This is a genomic window from Mesonia oceanica, assembly GCF_902499555.1.
In the GTDB taxonomy this organism is placed as follows: Bacteria; Bacteroidota; Bacteroidia; order Flavobacteriales; family Flavobacteriaceae; genus Mesonia; species Mesonia oceanica.
Genome location: NZ_CABVMM010000011.1, coordinates 42332 through 62642, shown reverse-complemented (window position 1 = coordinate 62642; position 20311 = coordinate 42332). Strand labels below are relative to the sequence as shown.

34 protein-coding genes are annotated in these 20311 nt (G+C 35.2%); 1 reads left to right on the top strand and 33 read right to left on the bottom strand.

From position 1 onward, the window contains the following. Positions 1-75: 75 nt before the first annotated feature. From carA to rpsL, 33 genes are all read right to left on the bottom strand, one after another. Positions 76-1188, bottom strand: coding sequence for a glutamine-hydrolyzing carbamoyl-phosphate synthase small subunit (gene carA, locus FVB9532_RS13895; protein WP_150545781.1), 1113 nt, complete (start codon positions 1186-1188; stop codon positions 76-78). Positions 1189-1282: 94 nt separating this feature from the next. Then, positions 1283-1816: a 50S ribosomal protein L17 gene (gene rplQ / locus FVB9532_RS13890; RefSeq protein WP_150545780.1), complete on the bottom strand. Its 534-nt coding sequence runs from the start codon at positions 1814-1816 to the stop codon at positions 1283-1285. Positions 1817-1872: 56 nt separating this feature from the next. Next, positions 1873-2865: a DNA-directed RNA polymerase subunit alpha gene (locus tag FVB9532_RS13885; protein WP_150545779.1), complete on the bottom strand. Its 993-nt coding sequence runs from the start codon at positions 2863-2865 to the stop codon at positions 1873-1875. A 24-nt stretch (positions 2866-2889) separates the two neighbouring features. Beyond that, positions 2890-3495 carry a 30S ribosomal protein S4 gene (rpsD, locus tag FVB9532_RS13880; RefSeq protein ID WP_150545778.1) on the bottom strand — a complete coding sequence of 202 codons (606 nt, stop codon included), beginning with the start codon at positions 3493-3495 and terminating at the stop codon, positions 2890-2892. 98 nt (positions 3496-3593) lie between these two features. After that, positions 3594-3977: a 30S ribosomal protein S11 gene (gene rpsK, locus FVB9532_RS13875; protein WP_150545777.1), complete on the bottom strand. Its 384-nt coding sequence runs from the start codon at positions 3975-3977 to the stop codon at positions 3594-3596. 12 nt (positions 3978-3989) lie between these two features. Next, positions 3990-4364, bottom strand: coding sequence for a 30S ribosomal protein S13 (gene rpsM, locus FVB9532_RS13870; protein WP_150313922.1), 375 nt, complete (start codon positions 4362-4364; stop codon positions 3990-3992). A gap of 2 nt (positions 4365-4366) precedes the next feature. After that, the gene (gene ykgO / locus FVB9532_RS13865) at positions 4367-4483 is read right to left on the bottom strand and encodes a type B 50S ribosomal protein L36 (protein WP_013305171.1); all 117 of its coding nucleotides are present in this window, start codon (positions 4481-4483) and stop codon (positions 4367-4369) included. Positions 4484-4597: 114 nt separating this feature from the next. After that, positions 4598-4813: a translation initiation factor IF-1 gene (infA, locus tag FVB9532_RS13860; protein ID WP_014031991.1), complete on the bottom strand. Its 216-nt coding sequence runs from the start codon at positions 4811-4813 to the stop codon at positions 4598-4600. 2 nt (positions 4814-4815) lie between these two features. Continuing rightward, the gene (gene secY, locus FVB9532_RS13855; RefSeq protein ID WP_150545776.1) at positions 4816-6159 is read right to left on the bottom strand and encodes a preprotein translocase subunit SecY; all 1344 of its coding nucleotides are present in this window, start codon (positions 6157-6159) and stop codon (positions 4816-4818) included. A gap of 9 nt (positions 6160-6168) precedes the next feature. After that, positions 6169-6621 (bottom strand): 50S ribosomal protein L15, encoded by a 453-nt coding sequence (gene rplO, locus FVB9532_RS13850; RefSeq protein WP_150545775.1) that lies wholly within the window; start codon positions 6619-6621, stop codon positions 6169-6171. Between the two features lie 8 nt (positions 6622-6629). Continuing rightward, complete coding sequence (rpmD, locus tag FVB9532_RS13845) at positions 6630-6812, bottom strand: 50S ribosomal protein L30 (protein ID WP_150545774.1); 183 nt, start codon at positions 6810-6812, stop codon at positions 6630-6632. Between the two features lie 11 nt (positions 6813-6823). Further along, complete coding sequence (gene rpsE / locus FVB9532_RS13840; protein ID WP_150545773.1) at positions 6824-7348, bottom strand: 30S ribosomal protein S5; 525 nt, start codon at positions 7346-7348, stop codon at positions 6824-6826. Between the two features lie 7 nt (positions 7349-7355). Further along, positions 7356-7709 carry a 50S ribosomal protein L18 gene (rplR, locus tag FVB9532_RS13835; RefSeq protein WP_150545772.1) on the bottom strand — a complete coding sequence of 118 codons (354 nt, stop codon included), beginning with the start codon at positions 7707-7709 and terminating at the stop codon, positions 7356-7358. 12 nt (positions 7710-7721) lie between these two features. Further along, a complete protein-coding gene (rplF, locus tag FVB9532_RS13830) occupies positions 7722-8264 on the bottom strand; it encodes a 50S ribosomal protein L6 (protein ID WP_150545771.1) in 543 nt (180 codons plus the stop codon). Positions 8265-8283: 19 nt separating this feature from the next. Then, positions 8284-8685 carry a 30S ribosomal protein S8 gene (gene rpsH / locus FVB9532_RS13825; protein ID WP_150545770.1) on the bottom strand — a complete coding sequence of 134 codons (402 nt, stop codon included), beginning with the start codon at positions 8683-8685 and terminating at the stop codon, positions 8284-8286. A gap of 56 nt (positions 8686-8741) precedes the next feature. Further along, entirely contained in the window at positions 8742-9011 is a 270-nt protein-coding gene (gene rpsN, locus FVB9532_RS13820) for a 30S ribosomal protein S14 (protein WP_150545769.1), read from the bottom strand. Positions 9012-9013: 2 nt separating this feature from the next. Beyond that, positions 9014-9565 carry a 50S ribosomal protein L5 gene (rplE, locus tag FVB9532_RS13815; RefSeq protein WP_150545768.1) on the bottom strand — a complete coding sequence of 184 codons (552 nt, stop codon included), beginning with the start codon at positions 9563-9565 and terminating at the stop codon, positions 9014-9016. Positions 9566-9567: 2 nt separating this feature from the next. Then, a complete protein-coding gene (gene rplX, locus FVB9532_RS13810; protein WP_150545767.1) occupies positions 9568-9879 on the bottom strand; it encodes a 50S ribosomal protein L24 in 312 nt (103 codons plus the stop codon). Between the two features lie 13 nt (positions 9880-9892). Beyond that, positions 9893-10261, bottom strand: coding sequence for a 50S ribosomal protein L14 (rplN, locus tag FVB9532_RS13805; RefSeq protein ID WP_150313912.1), 369 nt, complete (start codon positions 10259-10261; stop codon positions 9893-9895). A gap of 2 nt (positions 10262-10263) precedes the next feature. Further along, complete coding sequence (gene rpsQ / locus FVB9532_RS13800) at positions 10264-10521, bottom strand: 30S ribosomal protein S17 (protein WP_150313911.1); 258 nt, start codon at positions 10519-10521, stop codon at positions 10264-10266. Between the two features lie 11 nt (positions 10522-10532). Then, on the bottom strand, positions 10533-10724 hold the full coding sequence (gene rpmC, locus FVB9532_RS13795) for a 50S ribosomal protein L29 (RefSeq protein WP_150545766.1): 192 nt from the start codon (positions 10722-10724) through the stop codon (positions 10533-10535). 10 nt (positions 10725-10734) lie between these two features. Then, positions 10735-11154 carry a 50S ribosomal protein L16 gene (rplP, locus tag FVB9532_RS13790; protein ID WP_150545765.1) on the bottom strand — a complete coding sequence of 140 codons (420 nt, stop codon included), beginning with the start codon at positions 11152-11154 and terminating at the stop codon, positions 10735-10737. Positions 11155-11172: 18 nt separating this feature from the next. Continuing rightward, a complete protein-coding gene (gene rpsC, locus FVB9532_RS13785; RefSeq protein WP_150545764.1) occupies positions 11173-11889 on the bottom strand; it encodes a 30S ribosomal protein S3 in 717 nt (238 codons plus the stop codon). A gap of 8 nt (positions 11890-11897) precedes the next feature. After that, positions 11898-12305 carry a 50S ribosomal protein L22 gene (gene rplV / locus FVB9532_RS13780; RefSeq protein ID WP_150545763.1) on the bottom strand — a complete coding sequence of 136 codons (408 nt, stop codon included), beginning with the start codon at positions 12303-12305 and terminating at the stop codon, positions 11898-11900. Positions 12306-12313: 8 nt separating this feature from the next. Further along, positions 12314-12592: a 30S ribosomal protein S19 gene (rpsS, locus tag FVB9532_RS13775; RefSeq protein ID WP_150545762.1), complete on the bottom strand. Its 279-nt coding sequence runs from the start codon at positions 12590-12592 to the stop codon at positions 12314-12316. Between the two features lie 6 nt (positions 12593-12598). Next, a complete protein-coding gene (rplB, locus tag FVB9532_RS13770; RefSeq protein ID WP_150545761.1) occupies positions 12599-13426 on the bottom strand; it encodes a 50S ribosomal protein L2 in 828 nt (275 codons plus the stop codon). 9 nt (positions 13427-13435) lie between these two features. Continuing rightward, positions 13436-13726 carry a 50S ribosomal protein L23 gene (gene rplW, locus FVB9532_RS13765; protein ID WP_150545760.1) on the bottom strand — a complete coding sequence of 97 codons (291 nt, stop codon included), beginning with the start codon at positions 13724-13726 and terminating at the stop codon, positions 13436-13438. 5 nt (positions 13727-13731) lie between these two features. Further along, a complete protein-coding gene (gene rplD, locus FVB9532_RS13760) occupies positions 13732-14361 on the bottom strand; it encodes a 50S ribosomal protein L4 (RefSeq protein ID WP_150545759.1) in 630 nt (209 codons plus the stop codon). Beyond that, the gene (gene rplC / locus FVB9532_RS13755; protein ID WP_150545758.1) at positions 14361-14978 is read right to left on the bottom strand and encodes a 50S ribosomal protein L3; all 618 of its coding nucleotides are present in this window, start codon (positions 14976-14978) and stop codon (positions 14361-14363) included. The genes rplD and rplC overlap by 1 nt, the downstream gene beginning before the upstream one ends. A gap of 135 nt (positions 14979-15113) precedes the next feature. After that, positions 15114-15419, bottom strand: a complete 306-nt coding sequence (gene rpsJ / locus FVB9532_RS13750) for a 30S ribosomal protein S10 (protein ID WP_007094989.1) — start codon at positions 15417-15419, stop codon at positions 15114-15116. A 10-nt stretch (positions 15420-15429) separates the two neighbouring features. Beyond that, positions 15430-17541 carry an elongation factor G gene (gene fusA / locus FVB9532_RS13745; protein ID WP_150545757.1) on the bottom strand — a complete coding sequence of 704 codons (2112 nt, stop codon included), beginning with the start codon at positions 17539-17541 and terminating at the stop codon, positions 15430-15432. Positions 17542-17546: 5 nt separating this feature from the next. Beyond that, a complete protein-coding gene (gene rpsG, locus FVB9532_RS13740) occupies positions 17547-18023 on the bottom strand; it encodes a 30S ribosomal protein S7 (protein WP_150545756.1) in 477 nt (158 codons plus the stop codon). A gap of 24 nt (positions 18024-18047) precedes the next feature. Continuing rightward, on the bottom strand, positions 18048-18422 hold the full coding sequence (gene rpsL / locus FVB9532_RS13735; protein WP_010230128.1) for a 30S ribosomal protein S12: 375 nt from the start codon (positions 18420-18422) through the stop codon (positions 18048-18050). Positions 18423-19105: 683 nt separating this feature from the next. Between rpsL and FVB9532_RS13730 the strand changes: the two genes are divergently transcribed. Continuing rightward, the gene (locus tag FVB9532_RS13730) at positions 19106-20293 is read left to right on the top strand and encodes a POTRA domain-containing protein (RefSeq protein WP_150545755.1); all 1188 of its coding nucleotides are present in this window, start codon (positions 19106-19108) and stop codon (positions 20291-20293) included. The last annotated feature ends 18 nt before the right edge of the window (positions 20294-20311 follow it).

Below are 20311 nucleotides of genomic sequence, written 5' to 3'. Positions count from 1 at the left end.
AATTTTGGAATTTAAAGCCATCCGAAAACGTTTTTGTTAACAAAAAAACCCTTGAAAATTTCAAGGGCTTTAATTTTATGCGGTAACTTTTTTCATATTCTCAATGAATTGATCGAATAAATAAAGTGCATCGTTAGGTCCGGGACCGGCTTCTGGATGATATTGAACTGAAAAACAGTTTTTATTTTTCATTCTCAATCCAGCAACGGTCTGATCATTCAAATGAATATGGGTTATTTCCACATCCGGATTTTTCTCTAAGGATTCTTTACTTACGGCAAATCCATGATTTTGAGAGGTTATTTCACCTTTTCCAGTAAGTAAGTTTTTTACGGGATGATTAATTCCGCGATGCCCATGGTGCATCTTAAATGTATCGATTCCGTTGGCCAATGCAATAACTTGATGGCCTAAGCATATACCAAATAATGGTTTATCTTTTTCAATGATTTTTTTAGTAGCTTCAATTGCATCTTTTAAAGGTTCTGGATCTCCAGGACCATTTGATAAGAAATATCCATCAGGATTCCACGATTCCATTTCTTCAAAAGAAGTATTGAAAGGGAAAACTTTAATGTAACATCCTTTTTGGGCAAGATTTCTTAGGATATTCTTCTTGATACCAATATCTAATGCGGCTACTTTAAATTCAGCATTTTCATCTCCTATAAAATAAGGTTCTTTGGTAGATACCTTAGAAGAAAGCTCTAAACCTTTCATAGAAGGAATTGATGCCAGTTCTTCTTTTAATTGAGCTATTTCATCTACTCTAGTAGATATCACAGCGTTCATCGCTCCATTTCTTCTAATGTAAGAAACCAAAGCGCGTGTATCTATATCTGAGATTGCAAGGAGATTGTATTTTTTTAAAAATTCTTCTAAAGAAAGATCTGATTTTTCTCTTGAATAATTATAACTAAAATTCTTACAAACAAGTCCGGCGATCTTAATTGAATCTGATTCTATTTCATCTGAAAAAGTCCCATAATTACCAATATGCGCATTGGTGGTAATCATAATTTGACCATAATAGGAAGGATCTGTAAAAATTTCTTGATACCCTGTCATTCCGGTATTGAAACAAACTTCCCCAAAGCTTGTACCTTCTCTTTCACCAACTACTTTTCCGTGGAAAATGGTACCATCTTCCAATAATAAAATTGCTTTTTTTCGAACTTGATATTTCATTGATTTCAATTTATTTACAAAGAAATTAAAAAAAAAGGATAAACTCTAAGAGCTTATCCTTTTTTAAGATTTTTAATAATAGAGGTAAATCATATTATTTTTTATCGTCAGCTTTTTCATCAGCTTTAGGAGCTTCTTTTTTCGGCTCTTCTTTAGCTTCAGTTTTAGTTTCTGTAGAAGTAGTTTCTTCAGAAGAATTATTCTTCTTACCACCTCTTCTACTACGACGAGTAGTTTTTTTCTTACCTTCTCCTTTAGGATTGTAAATTTCGTTGAAATCTACTAATTCGATAAGTGCCATATCTGCGTTATCTCCTAAACGATTTCCTAATTTGATGATTCTAGTATATCCTCCCGGACGATCACCTACTTTAGGGGCAACTTCTCTAAATAATTCACTTACCGCATATTTGTTACGAAGTTTAGCGAAAACCAATCTTCTGTTATGAGTAGTGTCTTCTTTAGATTTAGTTACTAAAGGTTCTACAAACTGTTTTAAAGCCTTTGCTTTAGCAGTAGTAGTATTAATTCTTTTGTGTTCAATTAAAGAAGAAGCCATGTTGGCCAACATCGATTTTCTATGAGCTGTTTTTCTTCCTAAGTGATTAAATTTCTTTCCGTGTCTCATGACTTTTACTTTATCATCTTGCTACCAAACCCTCGCGGGGAGCAAAATATGATGAATTAATCTTTATCTAGTTTATATTTTGAAAGGTCCATACCGAAATTAAGTCCTTTATTGCTTACTAGTTCTTCTAGCTCTGTTAAAGACTTTTTCCCGAAGTTACGGAACTTCATCAAATCGTTTTTGTTATAAGATACTAAGTCTCCTAAAGTATCTACTTCTGCAGCTTTTAAACAATTTAAAGCTCTTACTGAAAGGTCTAAGTCGGTTAACTTAGTTTTCAATAACTGTCTCATATGAAGTGATTCTTCATCATAAGTTTCAGTTTGAGCAATTTCATCTGCCTCTAATGTTATTCTTTCATCAGAGAATAACATAAAGTGATGGATTAATATTTTTGCTGCTTCTGTTAAAGCATCTTTAGGGTGAATAGAACCATCACTAATAATTTCAAAAACTAATTTTTCATAATCAGTTTTTTGTTCTACACGATAGTTTTCTATACTATATTTTACATTCTTTATTGGTGTATAAATAGAGTCTGTATATATAGTACCTAAAGGAGCATTATTTTTTTTGTTTTCTTCAGCAGGCACATAACCACGACCTTTATCGATTGTTAATTCGATATTAAGGTTTACGCTATCTTCCATATTACAGATTACTAAATCTGGATTTAGCACCTGAAATCCTGAAATAAATTTCTGAAAGTCTCCCGCAGTTAATTGATCTTTTCCAGATACAGAAATAGTAACGGTTTCATTATCTACATCTTCAATCTGTCTTTTAAAACGAACTTGTTTTAAGTTTAAGATAATCTCAGTAACATCTTCTACTACTCCAGCGATGGTAGAGAATTCGTGCTCTACTCCTTCAATTCTTACTGAAGTGATTGCAAAACCTTCTAAAGAAGACAACAGTACTCGTCTTAAAGCGTTACCTACTGTTAATCCATATCCAGGTTCTAAGGGACGAAATTCAAACTTGCCCTCGAACTCCGTTGAATCAATCATGATAACTTTATCGGGCTTCTGAAAATTAAGTATGGCCATATTATGAGTTCTGTCTATTAAAAATTATTTCGAGTATAATTCGACGATGAATTGTTCGTTAATGTTTTCTGGAATTTGAATTCTAGAAGGGATAGAAACGAAAGTTCCTTCTTTCTTCTCTGAATTCCAGCTAATCCATTCGTAAACATTATTTGAGTTTTCCAATGCAGATTGGATAACTGATAAAGACTTAGACTTTTCTCTTACCCCAATTACATCTCCAGCTCTTAGACGGTAAGATGGTATATTTACTATTTCGCCGTTTACAGTAATATGTCTGTGGGAAACTAATTGTCTTGCTCCTCTTCTTGAAGGGGCAATCCCCATTCTATACACAACATTATCTAAACGAGATTCACATAATTGAAGTAAAACTTCACCAGTAATCCCTTGTGAACTTGTTGCTTTTTCAAACATATTTCTGAACTGACGCTCTAATATACCGTAAGTATATTTTGCTTTTTGCTTTTCCATTAACTGGATAGCATATTCAGATTTTTTTCCACGGCGTCTGTTGTTTCCGTGTTGACCTGGAGGATAATTTCTTTTCTCGAAAGATTTATCATCTCCAAAAATAGCTTCTCCAAACTTTCTAGCTATTTTACTTTTTGGACCAGTATATCTTGCCATTTACTTAAATTTTAAGGGCGGTTATGAATTAAGGTCTTTCGATAATATAAAATCCTTCGATAACCGGAACTCCCTTGTTTGTTATACTTTAAATATGATTAAACTCTACGTCTTTTAGGTGGACGACATCCATTGTGTGGGATTGGAGTAATATCGATAATTTCGGTTACTTCAACACCACCATTGTGAATAGAACGGATTGCAGATTCTCTACCATTTCCGGGTCCTTTCACATATACTTTTACTTTTCTTAATCCAGCTTCGTGTGCTACTTTCACAGCATCTTCTGCAGCTAATTGAGCAGCGTAAGGAGTATTTTTCTTACTACCTCTAAAACCCATTTTACCTGCGCTAGACCAAGAAATTACATCTCCTCCTTTATTTGTTAAAGAAACAATGATATTATTGAAGGATGCAGTAATGTGTGCCTCACCAAAAGAATCAACGGATACTTTACGTTTTTTAGTTGTTGACTTTGCCATAACTACTACTTATTATTTAGTTGCTTTTTTCTTGTTAGCAACAGTTTTTCTTCTTCCTTTACGTGTTCTAGAATTATTCTTAGTACGTTGACCTCTTAATGGAAGACCTGATCTATGACGGATACCACGGTAACAACCTATATCCATTAATCGCTTAATGCTAAGTTGCACTTCAGATCTTAATTCACCTTCTATGGTATATTGCCCAACAGCTTCACGAATTCTTCCGATTTCATCATCGGTCCAATCTGAAACTTTTGTATTTTCATCTACTTTGGCTTCCTCAAGGATTTCTTGAGCTCTACTCTTGCCAATTCCGAAGATATAGGTTAAAGCTATAACTCCTCGCTTATGTTTAGGTATATCTACACCTGCAATTCTTGCCATAATTAGCCTTGTCTTTGTTTAAATCTAGGATTCTTTTTATTAATAACGTAAAGACGCCCTTTTCTGCGTACAATCTTGCAGTCGGCACTTCTCTTTTTTACTGATGCTCTTACTTTCATCTCAATTGATTTTTCTTGATAAATGTAAAGTTTCTGTCTTTTAGACTTTTATCAAAATTTTTCGAACTGCAAAAGTAAGAAAAATATTTGAATTATTTACATTTAAAAGATTTATTAGTATCTATAGGTTATACGAGCCTTTGTTAAATCGTATGGGCTCATTTCCAGTTTTACTTTATCACCTGGTAAAAGCTTAATGTAATGCATTCTCATTTTTCCAGAGATATGAGCTGTTACAACGTGTCCGTTTTCTAACTCTACTCTAAACATTGCATTTGATAAAGCTTCTATAATAGTTCCATCTTGCTCTATTGCGGGTTGTTTTGCCATAATTATGCTACTGCTTTTCTTTTTCTACCTGATTTCATTAAACCATCGTAATGTCTGTTCAACAAGTACGAATTGATTTGTTGCATAGTATCGATAGCTACCCCTACCATAATAATTAAAGAAGTACCTCCAAAGAACAATGCCCAACCTTGTTGCATCCCTATGGAAACAACGATTGCAGGGAAAATAGCGATTAACGCTAAGAATATAGATCCCGGCAACGTGATTTGCGACATAATCCTATCTAAGTACTCTGAAGTTTCACTACCAGGTCGAATACCCGGAATAAAACCACCACTTCTTTTTAAATCATCAGCCATTTTATTGGTAGGAACAGTAATAGCGGTATAGAAATATGTAAATATGATAATCAATAAAGCAAACACTAGGTTATACCAAAATCCAAAAATATTATTGAATTCTGCAGTAATACCTTGTGCAGTTTCTGAGTCTGAAAGTCCTGCCAAAGCAGAAGGAATAAACATAATTGCTTGCGCAAAGATAATTGGCATTACCCCTGAAGCATTAAGCTTTAAAGGAATGAATTGTCTCGCTCCACCAAAAATATTCTTTTCGTATCCTCCTGTCGCATTTCTTCTTGCATATTGAACCGGTATTTGTCTTACAGCCATCACCAACATTACTGAAGCAAATATCACTGCAAACCAGATAAATAATTCTATAAGAATCATAATTAGACCACCATTAGCGTCAGATCCTGACACTCTAGACACCCATTCTTGTACGAATGACTGCGGTAATCTTGCAATGATCCCTACCATAATTAATAGTGAGATACCGTTACCGATACCTTTATCTGTTATTCTCTCCCCTAACCACATAGCAAAAATACAACCAGTGGTAAGGATGATAACAGAAGAAGCAATAAAACTTATTGAGTCACCTAACATAAAGGCACTATCAGGTAATGTACTATAAAGATTATAAATATAACCAGGACCTTGAACTAATGTAATTGCAATGGTCAACCATCTGGTTATTTGATTTATTTTCTTTCTACCACTCTCCCCTTCTTTTTGAAGTTTTTGCAAATAAGGAACCGCGATTCCCATTAACTGCACAACAATAGAAGCAGAAATATATGGCATAATACCTAATGCAAAAATTGAAGCATTAGAAAATGCACCTCCAGTAAATGCATTAAGCAAACCTAAAAGACCATTTTCGGTCTGGTTTGCTAAATTAGACAACTGAGTGGCATCTATCCCTGGAAGTACTACCTGCGTACCAAAACGATACACCAATAGAAGACCTAAAGTAATCAGAATACGATTCTTTAGTTCTTCTATTTTCCAAACGTTTTTTAAAGTTTCAATAAATTTCATCCTAATCTATTATAAGGTTACAGCTTCTCCGCCAGCAGCTTCAATAGCTTCTTTTGCAGAGGCAGTGAACTTATGAGCAGAAACTTTTAATTTAGCTTTAAGCTCTCCTCTACCCAAGATTTTTACTAAATCTGTCTTAGTAGCCAATCTATGATCTACCAAAGTTTGAAAATCTACGGTATCTTTTATTTTACCGTCATCTACTAACTTTTGTAAAGTATCTAAATTAACTCCTTGATATTCTTTACGATTTCTGTTATTGAAACCAAATTTAGGAACTCTTCTTTGAAGTGGCATTTGTCCTCCTTCAAATCCGATTTTCTTAGAATATCCTGAACGAGATTTAGCTCCTTTGTGTCCACGTGTAGAGGTACCTCCTTTTCCTGAAGCTTGACCTCTACCTACACGCTTATTGTTTCCGCGAACTGAACCTTCTGCAGGTTTTAAGTTATTTAATTCCATCGTATAGTTTATTTTGTTTCTTCTACAGAAACTAAATGTTTTACTTTATTTACCATTCCAAGGATATTAGGCGAATCTTCATGCTCAACAGTTTGCCCTATCTTCCTTAAACCTAAAGCCTCCAAAGTACGCTTTTGGTTTTTAGTGCGATTAATAGCACTTCTTGTCTTAGTTACTTTAATCTTTCCCATTATCCTAAATATTATCCGTTAAATACCTTATCTAGTGAAATACCACGTTGTTTTGCTACAGTATCTGCGCTTCTTAACTGTAATAAAGCGTCAAAAGTAGCTTTAACAACGTTATGTGGGTTAGAAGAACCTTGGTTTTTAGAAAGTACATCATGTACTCCTACAGATTCTAATACCGCACGGATAGCACCACCAGCGATTACTCCGGTACCCGTTGCAGCAGGAAGTAATAATACTCTTGCTCCACCATATTTACCTTTTTGTTCGTGTGGTAAAGTACCTTTCGTCAAAGGAATTCTAACTAGATTTTTCTTAGCGTCTTCTACTGCTTTTGCAATTGCTTCAGCAACTTCTTTAGACTTTCCTAAACCGTGACCTACAACACCGTTTTCGTCTCCTACTACAACGATAGCAGAGAAACCAAATGCTCTACCACCTTTAGTAACTTTCGTTACACGTTGCACTCCAACTAAACGATCTTTTAAATCTAAGCCACTTGGCTTTACGTGTTCTACGTTTTTATAATCTTGATACATAATCTCTTTAGAATTTTAGTCCTCCTTCACGAGCACCTTCTGCTAATGATTTAACTCTTCCGTGGTATAAATATCCACTTCTATCAAATGATACCTTTTCCACACCAGATTTCTGAGCTTTTTCAGCAATTGCCTTTCCTACAGCAGTTGCTATATCACTCTTCGTCCCTTCTGCAGAAACATCCTTATCTCTAGAAGAAGCAGCGGCAATTGTTTCACCGTTCACATCGTCTATTATTTGAGCATAAATTTCTTTATTACTTCTAAAAACAGATAAACGTGGTCTGCTTGCTGTACCCGTAATAGACTTACGAATTCTTCTTCTAATTTTATATCTTCTCTTTTCTTTTGAAAATGCCATAACTACACTTTATTAAGCTGATTTACCTGCTTTTCTTCTAATATGCTCTCCTACAAACTTGATACCTTTTCCTTTGTAAGGTTCTGGTTTTCTTAAAGATCTAATCTTTGCTGCTACCTGCCCAACTAATTGCTTGTCGTGTGAGGTTAATTTAACAACTGGATTTTTACCTTTTTCTGAAATAGTTTCAACCTTTACTTCAGGCGCCAAATCTATAACAATATTGTGAGAATAACCAACAGCCAAATCTAACTTCTGACCCTGATTAGATGCACGGTAACCTACCCCCACTAATTCTAGTTCTCTTGTATAGCCTTTAGAAACACCTTCAACCATATTTTGGATTAAAGCTCTGTATAGACCGTGTTTTGCTTTAAAGACTTTCTTTTCTGAAGGACGCTCAAGTACAACTTCATTTTCTTCAACTTTAACGTCGATATCACTGAATTCTTGAGTTAATTCTCCTAATTTTCCTTTTACAGTAACTACTCCGTCTTTTACGCTTACGGTTACGCCTTCTGGAATTGATACTGGACTTTTACCTATTCTTGACATTGTTTTCGTCTTTTAAATATTAGTAAACGTAGCAAAGAACTTCTCCACCAACCTTCTCTTTTCTCGCTTGCTTATCTGTCATTACTCCATGAGAAGTAGAGATGATAGCTATACCAAGACCATTTAAGATACGTGGTAATTCATTTGCACCAGCATACTTTCGAAGTCCGGGCTTACTTATTCTTTGTATTTTTTTGATTACTGATTCTTTTGAATCTTTGTCATACTTAAGAGCTATTTTAATAGTACCTCTTGTTGTATCTTCTTCATCAAATTTGTAACTAAGAATATATCCCTGATCGAATAATATTTTAGTAATTTGTTTTTTTAGATTAGAAGCTGGTATTTCTACTACTCGATGACCTGCTGCCACCGCATTTCTAATTCTAGTTAAATAATCTGCAATAGGATCTGTATTCATCTATTCTGATTTGTGGTTGTGGTTTTCTAATTGAACCTTCAACCGTTTATACTATTTTACCAACTAGCCTTTTTAACTCCTGGAATTAACCCTTTATTAGCCATCTCTCTGAACATTACACGAGAAACACCAAATTGTCTCATATACCCCTTTGGTCTTCCGGTTAATTTACAACGATTGTGTAAACGAACAGGAGAAGAGTTTTTAGGTAATTTTTGTAAAGCTTCATAATCGCCAGCTTCTTTTAAAGCTTCTCTTTTTTCAGCATACTTTTTTACCAGCTCTTGTCTTTTAACCTCACGGGCTTTCATTGATTCTTTAGCCATAATTAATTCTTTTTAAAAGGTAGTCCTAGTTCTGTTAACAATGATTTTGCTTCCTTATCTGTTTCTGCGGTAGTAACAAAGGTAATATCCATTCCAGAAATTCTGTTCACCCTATCAATATTGATTTCAGGGAAGATAATCTGTTCTGTAATACCTAGGTTATAATTTCCTCTACCGTCAAAACCAGTAGCTTTTATACCGTTAAAATCACGTACACGTGGAAGTGAAGCTGTGATTAAACGATCTAAAAACTCATACATGCGATCTCCTCTAAGCGTAACTTTTGCTCCAATTGGCATACCTTTACGCAATTTGAATGAAGCAACATCTTTCTTAGATATAGTCGCTACCGCTTTCTGACCAGTAATAGTAGTTAACTCTTCTACTGCGTGATCGATAAGCTTCTTATCTGCCACAGCAGCACCAACACCTTTACTTACTACTATTTTAGTAAGTTTTGGCACTTGCATAATATTACTGTAACTAAATTCTTCCTTAAGAGCAGAAATAACTTTTTCCTTATACTCTTGTCTAAGTCTTGGTACGTAACTCATAACTAAATTACTTCATTAGATTTTTTAGAAAATCTCACTTTTTTATCTCCATCCATCTTATAACCAACTTTAGTGGTTTCACCATCTTTGGTTAACAATGATAAGTTAGAAATATGAATAGGAGCTTCTTTCTTTACAATTCCTCCTTGAGGGTTAGCAGCACTAGGCTTTTCATGTTTTGAAATCATGTTCACCCCCTCAACGATTGCTTTATTCTTTTCAATTAATACTAACTGTACTTTGCCTTCTTGCCCTTTGTGCTCTCCAGCAATTACACGAACAGTATCTCCTGATTTTATTTTAAGCTTTGCCATCTCTTTTTTTGTATTAAAGCACTTCTGGTGCTAATGATACAATTTTCATAAATTGTCTATCGCGAAGTTCTCTAGCTACAGGACCAAAAACACGGGTTCCTCTCATTTCTCCGGTTGGGTTTAATAAAACACAAGCGTTATCATCGAAACGGATATAAGAACCATCTGGTCTGCGAACTTCTTTTTTGGTACGAACCACTACTGCAGTAGACACAGCACCTTTTTTAATGTTTCCATTAGGTGTTGCTTCTTTTACACTTACAACAATTTTATCTCCTACAGAAGCATATCTCTTCTTTGTACCTCCCAATACTCTAATTGCTAAAACTTCTTTAGCGCCAGTATTGTCTGCTACTCTTAATCTAGATTCCTGTTGTACCATAATTACTTCGCTCTTTCAATTATTTCTACTAATCTCCAAGTCTTGGTTTTACTTAAAGGTCTTGTTTCCATGATCTTTACAGTATCTCCTTCGTTGCAGTCGTTTTTCTCGTCGTGCGCTACGTATTTTTTCGTTTTTAATACGAATTTTCCATACATAGGGTGTTTCATTTTCTTAACCTCTGAAACTACGATAGATTTCTCCATCTTGTTACTGGTTACTACACCTATACGTTCTTTTCTTAAATTTCTTTTTTCCATCTTCAGCAGAATTATTCTAATTCTCTTTTTCTCGATTCTGTTGCTAGACGCGCAATAGTCCTTCTTACAGTTCTTAACTGCGCAGGATTATCTAGAGGCGTAATTGCATGAGCCATCTTTAAATCTGTATAAGATCTTCTAGCGTTTACTAGCTCATCTTGCAATTCAGCTACAGATAATTTTTCTATTTCTGATTGTTTCATAATTCAAAAATTATTCTTGATAATCCCTTGCGACAACAAATTTAGTTCTTACTGGAAGTTTTTGAGCGGCTAAACGGAGTGCTTCTTTAGCAATTGCCATTGGCACACCACCAATCTCAAACATAATTCTTCCAGGCTTCACTACTGCTGCCCAATATTCAACATTACCTTTACCTTTACCCATACGTACTTCAAGAGGTTTTTTAGTGATTGGCTTATCTGGGAATATTTTAATCCAGATAGAACCTTCTCTTTTCATATAACGGGTAGCGGCAATACGAGCAGCTTCAATTTGTCTTGCTGTAACAAATTTTGAATCCATAGATTTAATTCCGAAAGTTCCGTTTGAAAGTCTATGCCCTCGTTGAGCATTACCCTTCATACGACCTTTCTGCTGCTTTCTATATTTTGTTCTTTTAGGCTGTAACATTTCTTTTTCTTTAAAAAATTACTTTCTACGACGTGATTTGTTACCACCTCGTCCAGAACCTTTACCTCCCTGCTTCTTAGATAATCCTACAAGCGGAGAAAGTTCTCTTTTACCATACACTTCACCTTTCATAATCCACACTTTTACTCCTAATCTACCATAAGTAGTATGAGCTTCAACTAAAGCATAGTCTATGTCGGCTCTGAAAGTTGATAAAGGTATTCTACCATCTTTATATGCTTCTGAACGCGCCATTTCAGCACCATTTAAACGTCCTGAAATTTGAATTTTAATTCCTTCAGCGTTCATTCGCATAGCGGCAGCAATAGCCATTTTTATTGCTCGACGGTAAGAAATACGATTTTCTATTTGTCTTGCAACACTTGCTCCCACAAGATGAGCATCAAGCTCAGGTCTTTTGATTTCAAAAATATTCACCTGAACTTCCTTACCAGTAATCTTCTTAAGCTCTTCTTTTAACTTGTCTACCTCTTGGCCACCCTTACCAATAATGATACCTGGTCTAGCCGTAGTGATAGTAACGGTTACAAGTTTTAAAGTTCGCTCAATTATTACTCTAGATACACTAGCTTTAGAAAGTCTGGCATGGATATACTTTCTAATCTTATCGTCTTCGGCTAATTTATCGCCGTAGTCGTTTCCTCCGTACCAGTTAGATTCCCATCCTCTAACGATACCAAGTCTATTACCGATTGGATTTGTTTTCTGTCCCATACTACTTCTTAGCTTTGTGTATTATTTTTAGATCCTAATACCAATGTAACATGATTAGATCTCTTTCTTATTCTATGTGCTCTTCCTTGCGGTGCAGGGCGAAGTCTTTTTAACATACTTCCTCCATCTACACGGATTTCTTTAATAAATAACTCAGCATCTTCTAAACTAGCATCTTCATTCTTCATTTGCCAGTTAGCAATTGCCGAAAGAAGAAGTTTCTCTAATCTTCCTGAAGCTTCTTTATTATTAAATTTTAATACTTGAAGCGCTTTTTCTACACCTTCACCACGAACTAAATCTGCAACTAAACGCATTTTTCTAGGTGAAGTAGGGCAGTTATTCAACTTGGCAAAAGCCACTTGCTTCTTAGCTTCTTTTATTTGCTCTGCTCTTTCTCTTTTACGAACTCCCATAGCTTCAATTATCTTTTACCTTTATTTTTCGCACCAGCGTGTCCTCTAAAAGAACGGGTTGGTGAAAACTCTCCTAATTTATGACCTACCATGTTCTCTGTTACATAAACAGGAACAAATTGTTTACCATTATGAACTCCAATAGTTTGCCCAACAAAATCTGGTGTTATCATTGAAGCACGAGACCAAGTTTTGATCACAGACTTCTTACCAGACTCAACATTCTGAGCTACTTTTTTCTCTAATTTATAGTGAACGTAAGGTCCTTTTTTTAATGAACGTGCCATATCTTATTATTTCTTTCTACGTTCTACAATATACTTATTACTCGCCTTGGTCTTAGAACGTGTTCTAAATCCTTTAGCCGGAAGACCTTTTCTAGATCTTGGATGACCTCCTGAAGATCTACCTTCACCACCACCCATTGGGTGATCTACCGGGTTCATCACTACAGCTCTTGTTCTTGGTCTTCTACCCAACCAACGCTTTCTACCAGCTTTACCAGATACAATTAACTGATGATCACTGTTAGATACAGCCCCAATTGTTGCCATACAATCTGCCAACACCATTCTAGTTTCACCAGAAGGCAATTTAATGGTAGCATATTTACCTTCTCTCGCCATCAACTGAGCAAAAGCACCAGCACTACGCGCCATTACAGCTCCTTGACCAGGACGTAATTCTATACAAGAAATCACAGTTCCTAAAGGAATTACTGAAAGCGGCATTGCATTTCCGATTTCTGTAGCCACATCTGATTTACCAGAAACCAAGTTCTGATCTACCTGAAGACCGTTCTGAGCTATCACATATCTTTTTTCACCATCTTGGTAATTCAATAATGCGATAAAAGCTGTACGGTTTGGATCGTATTCAATACTTTTTACTGTTGCAGGAATACCGAATTTATCTCTTTTAAAATCGATAATACGGTAACGTTTTTTATGACCACCACCCATATAGCGCATGGTCATTTTACCTTGACTGTTTCTACCACCTGATTTTTTCTTCGGAGCTAATAATGATTTCTCCGGCTTATCAGTTGTAATAGCGTCATAACCATTAACAACTCTAAAACGCTGACCAGGTGTGATTGGTTTTAATTTTCTTACTGACATTTCTTAATCTTAAAGATTAGCGTATAAATCAATTGTTTCACCTTCCGCTAACTGTACAATAGCTTTTTTATAAGCTTTTGTTTTACCAGTTACCATACCAGCTTTGGTATAGCGAACCTTACGATCCGGACGGACATTCATCGTACGAACTTTTTCTACTGAAACGCCATAAGCAGACTCAACTGCGTCTTTAATTTCAATCTTGTTCGCCTGATTATTAACTACAAACGAATAACGATTATTTAACTCACTATCGTTAGTAGCTTTTTCCGTAATAATAGGTTTTATTAAGATACTCATAACGTTTATTTACTCAAATTCGACTCGATTCCTTCTAAAGACCCCTCTAAAAACACTACATTATTTGCGTGTAATATTTTGTAAGTACTTAATTCTGAAGATGTTATAACTTCAGCGGTCTGTAAATTACGAGAGGACAAATATACGTTTTTATTTGACTCTCCCAATACAAATAATGATTTTTTCCCCTCAATACCAAGATCTTGCAACATTGAAGTGAAATTTTTAGTTTTTGGAGAATCAAAATTGATATCTTCCAACACTAAAATTTCATTATTTTTTGCTTTTTGGCTTAATGCAGATTTTTTAGCAAGACGCTTTAAAGTTTTATTTAATTTAAAACTATAACTTCTTGGTCTTGGTCCAAAAATTCTACCACCACCTCTAAAAACAGGAGATTTTATACTACCTGCACGTGCGGTACCAGTACCCTTTTGCTTTTTAATTTTACGAGTACTTCCTGTAATTTCAGCACGTTCTTTAGCTTTATGAGTACCTTGTCTTTGATTAGCCAAGTATTGCTTAACATCTAAATAGATAGCATGCTCATTAGGCTCTACTCCAAAAACAGCATCAGAAAGACTTATCTTTCTACCTGTTTCTTTTCCTTTTATGTCTAATACTGCTACTTCCATTACTTCTGAATAGTTACATAAGCGTTTTTGTGACCAGGAACACATCCTTTTACAACAAGTAGATTCTTATCTGAAACCACTTTCAACACTTTAAGGTTTTGTACTTTAACTTTTTCATTCCCCATTTGTCCTGCCATTCGCATTCCTTTGAATACTCTTGCAGGGTAAGAGGCAGCACCAATAGAACCAGGCGCTCTTAAACGGTTATGTTGACCGTGAGTTTTCTGACCAACTCCTCCAAATCCGTGTCTTTTTACAACCCCTTGGAAACCTTTTCCCTTAGAAGTTCCAGACACATCAACGAATTCACCTTCAGCAAAGTGCTCTACGGTAACTGTATCACCTAATTTTAAATCTTCTTTAAATCTCTTGAATTCAACAACGCGACGTTTAGCTCCAGTACCAGCTTTTTTAAAGTGACCTTTTTCGGCACTTGTAGTACTTTTCTCTGTCTTGTCATCGAAACCAAGTTGAATTGCTTCATACCCGTCAACCTCACTGGTTCTGACTTGGGTAACTACGCATGGTCCAGCTTCTATTACCGTACAAGGAATGTTTTTACCATTCTCGTCGAAAATGCTGGTCATACCGATTTTTCTTCCTATTAACCCAGACATAATTATTAATTGATTAAAATTTATTTAAAAAAATTCAGGACAAGAAAATACATTCTTGTCCTGAATATACTCTCTCCGTTTTTCCCTCGCACGCAGCTCGGGACATGTTTTCTGAGATTGAACTCAGAAATTCTATTAGACCTTAATCTCTACTTCTACTCCACTTGGTAATTCCAACTTCATCAAAGCATCAATTGTTTTAGATGAAGAACTATAAATATCAAGTAATCTTTTATAAGAGCTCAATTGAAATTGCTCTCTAGATTTCTTATTTACGTGTGGAGAACGTAATACAGTAAAGATTTTTTTATGAGTTGGCAATGGAATTGGACCAGTTACCACAGCTCCAGTTGTCTTTACAGTTTTTACAATCTTTTCAGCAGATTTATCTACTAAATTATGATCGTAAGACTTTAATTTTATTCTAATTTTTTGACTCATTTTCCTAATTTTATTCGTTAGCTGCTCCTTTTGCCGCTTTAATCACTTCTTCTGAAATATTAGAAGGAGTTTGAGCATAATGAGAAAATTCCATAGTAGAAGTTGCTCTACCGGAAGATAAAGTTCTCAAGGTAGTTACATAACCAAACATTTCTGATAAAGGCACTTCAGCTTTAATCACTTTAGCACCAGATCTGTCTGACATACTATTTACCTGTCCTCTTCTTCTATTCAAGTCACCTACGATATCCCCCATATTCTCTTCAGGAGTAACTACTTCATTTTTCATAATAGGCTCAAGGATAACAGCACCTGCAGCTTTAGCAGCAGCTTTGAATCCCATTTTCGCAGCTAATTCAAAAGATAATTGATCTGAATCCACCGGGTGGAAAGACCCATCTTTTAATACCACTTTAAGTGTATCTACCTGAAAACCTGCCAACGGACCGTTCTTCATTGCTTCTTCGAAACCTTTCTGAACCGAAGGAACAAACTCTTTTGGAATTCTACCTCCTTTAATCTCATCAACAAATTGAAGACCTATACCTTCAAAATCCTCATCTACAGGTCCCATTTCAAAAATGATATCTGCAAACTTACCACGTCCACCAGATTGCTTTTTATAAACCTCTCTGTGCTGAGCAGTTTTAGTAACTGTTTCTTTATATTCAACCTGAGGTTCACCTTCGTTCACCTCTACTTTGAATTCTCTTTTTAAACGATCTACTAAAATTTCAATATGTAATTCTCCCATACCTGAAATAATAGTTTGACCTGAAACCTCGTCAGTTTTCACAACGAAAGTTGGATCTTCTTCAGCTAACTTTGCCAAAGCCATCCCCATCTTATCGACATCTGCCTTAGTCTTTGGCTCTACCGCAACACCAATTACCGGCGCAGGGAAGGTCATAGATTCTAAAACGATCGGATGATCCATATCTGTTAAAGTATCTCCAGTTTTAATATCTTTAAAACCTACCGCAGCTCCAATATCCCCAGCTTCAATTTTTTCAATTGGCTCTTGTTTATTAGAGTGCATTTGATACATCCTTGAGATACGCTCTTTTTTACCTGAACGGTTATTAAGAACATAAGAACCAGCATCCAAAGTACCAGAATAAGTTCTGAAGAAAGCTAAACGACCTACGAAAGGATCTGTTGCAATTTTAAATGCTAACGCTGAAAATGGAGAATCTACATTTGGCTTACGAGATTCTTCTTCTCCTGTATCAGGATTAGTTCCTACTATCGCATCTACATCTACTGGAGAAGGCAAGTAACGCATTACCGCGTCTAACATTGCTTGAACCCCTTTATTTTTAAACGCAGAACCACACATCATAGGTATAATAGACATATCTATAGTTGCAGCTCTAAGCGCAGCGATAATTTCATCTTCTGTAATAGAACTCTCATCTTCGAAGAATTTCTCCATCAAAGCTTCATCGTATTCAGCTACAGCCTCTACCAACTGAGCTCTATACATATCAACATCATCTTTTAACTCTTCAGGAATATCAATCTCCTCATAAGTCATCCCGTGATCTTCATCATTCCAAATAATTGCTTTTTTAGAAATCAAGTCAACCACTCCTTTAAAGTCAATCTCATCTCCGATTGGAACTTGCAAAGGAACAGGGTTCCCTCCCAACATTTCTCTAACCTGCTTACACACGTTAAAAAAATCCGCACCTTGACGGTCCATTTTATTCACAAATCCTAAACGAGGAACTCTATATTTATCAGCCTGTCTCCAAACTGTTTCAGACTGAGGCTCAACCCCATCTACAGCACTAAACAATGCAACAACACCGTCTAACACACGAAGTGAACGCTCAACCTCTACTGTAAAGTCAACGTGACCAGGAGTATCAATAATATTAACGATATACTCTTGATCTCTATAAGGCCAAGTACAATGAGTCGCAGCAGAAGTAATTGTAATACCTCTTTCCTGCTCTTGCTCCATCCAGTCCATAGTAGCAGCACCATCATGCACTTCTCCTATTTTATGACTAATACCTGTATAATAAAGTATACGCTCTGTTGTTGTTGTTTTACCAGCATCAATATGAGCCGCAATACCTATATTTCTTGTAAATTTTAAATCTCTTTGTGCCATTATATTTAGAATCTAAAATGTGAGAATGCTTTGTTTGCTTCTGCCATTCTGTGAGTATCTACCCTCTTCTTAACAGCAGCACCTTCCTCTTTAGCCGCAGCTAAAACTTCAGCAGCTAACTTAGCAGCCATTGATTTTTCATTTCTTTTTCTAGCAAAAGAAATCAACCACTTCATAGCTGTTGAAACTTTTCTATCTGGTCTAATCTGCATTGGAATCTGGAAAGTCGCACCACCCACTCTTCTACTTCTTACTTCTACGTGCGGCATCACATTTGATAAAGCATCTTTCCAAACTTCTAAAGCAGTTTTTTCTTCGTCTTGCTTTTTCTCCTCTACAATAGCAATAGCATCATAAAAAATCTTGAATGCCACTGATTTTTTACCATCCCACATCATCATATTAACAAACCTTGTTACCAACTGGTCGTTAAATTTAGGATCCGGTAAAAGAGGTCTTTTTTTAGCCTGTCTTTTTCTCATTTCTTCGTTTTAAAAGTTTTTGAATTACTTTTTAGGGCGTTTCGCTCCGTACTTAGATCTTCTCTGAGTTCTACCCTCAACACCTGCGGTATCTAAAGCTCCTCTAACAATGTGATATCTAACACCTGGCAAATCTTTAACCCTTCCGCCTCTAACTAATACTATCGAGTGCTCTTGTAAATTGTGTCCTTCACCAGGGATGTATGCGTTCACCTCTTTACCATTGGTCAACCTTACCCTTGCTACTTTACGCATAGCAGAGTTTGGTTTTTTAGGTGTAGTGGTATACACACGCGTACAAACCCCTCTTCTCTGAGGACACGAATCCAAAGCAGCCGATTTACTCTTCTTAGTTATTTTGGCCCTTCCTTTTCGTACTAATTGTGAAATTGTTGGCATAAATTCTACTTACAACTAATTAATTAAAATTATTTATCCCTATTTTTAGGGTTTGCAAATGTAGAAATATATTTCAACTATTCAAACTATAATTCATTAATTTTCAAACAGATTAATTTTTCTTAACCCTCAACATAAGAATAAGCATATTTACCGTTAGTATTCTAAAACAATCATTTATCAACAAAAAAATTTACATATCCCTTTTTATATTTCTGAGTTGTTACAGCAATATACTCTGTCAAAACCTAGAATTAAAGGTTACCACAAAAGACAGTTCAAAACAAAAATTCATCAACCAACTTAATTACAAAAAACAACACCCGAATTTTAAAAGTTTATCAGCAGAGCTAGATTCCATAATTCACTTTTCACAAAAAAAAGGTTACATAGATGCAAGAAAAATTGAAGTTGAAAAAGAAAAAAAAGCAACCATATATATAGGAAAAGTAGAGTTAGGTTCTTTTTACAAAGAAACCACCCTGTATTTACAGAACTCAGATTCGATTAACCAAGAATTAAAACTGAAAGAAACCAAACTTCAAGACTCAGTCACCCTGCCCACTGAAAATATCGAGCAATACTTAATTAGTCTAAATGAAGAAATATCCAACAAAGGAAGACCTTTCTCCAGCATCCAATTAACAAACATCAAAAAAGAAAAAAACAGATTAATAGCCGAAATGGCAATTTCATCTTCAAAAAAAAGAACTTTAGATAAAATCACCATTAAAGGTTACGAGAAATTCCCCCACAGTTTTCTTAATAATTATTTACGCTTAAAAACAGGTAAAGAATTCAACAAAACAAGCATCAACAAAAAAACAAAAGCGCTGCAAAACTTAAGTTTCGCAAATCAAATCAGAAAACCTGAAGTTTTATTCACTAATGACTCGACGACCGTGTTTTTATACTTAGAAAAACAAAACAGCAATTTGTTTGATGGATTTTTAGGGTTTTCAAATAGCGAAGAAAACAGCAACCTGCAATTAAACGGCCACATTAACCTTCAGCTTACCAATAATCTAAATTATGGAGAAGAACTTCATATTGAATATAAAAACAATGGAGATGAATACTCCTATTTTAATGCTGAAGTAATTTTACCATATCTATTCAACACCCCTATCAGCGCAGAGGCATCTTTAAATTTAACAAGACAGGACTCCACCTTCTCTAACAGCACGCAAGAAATTAAAGGAACTTATACCGCCAACCCCCTATTAAAATTCTCTACGGGTTACAAAACCGAAAACTCTAACTATTTATTAGAAGAAAACCAAACCAGCTTAGAAAACTACAGCGATTACAACTCCAATTACCTGACCGGAAGAATCACTTATTCAAAAACAGACAATAAAACCATCTTCAAAAACATATCGTATATTTCTTTAAATACAGAAATCGGGAATAGAGAAAATAACGACAAAAGAATTAATCAACAAAGAATTACATTTTCCGGATTCCATAATTTTAAACTCAATAACAGAAACTTTATCTATATAGCAAACCACACAGGTTATTTAAACTCTGAAAACTATTTAACCAATGAACTTTTTAGAACCGGAGGAATAAACACATTAAGAGGATTTAGAGAAAACAGCCTAATTGGAAACCTTTACAGTTTTTTCAATACAGAATACAGATATACTGTAGACAAAAGCTTATACGCCAACACTATTCTAGATTTTGGTAAATTAAAAAACCAAAACCTGAACCAAAACAGCAATTTAATCAGTTTTGGATTTGGATTCGGACTGAACACCAAGAGTGGCCTATTTAAATTGATATTTGCTAACGGGAAAACTGAAAATCAAAGCTTTGAAATAAAAAACACGACTGTCCATTTAAAATTATCAACAGAATTTTAAAATGCAAGGATTAGTTTT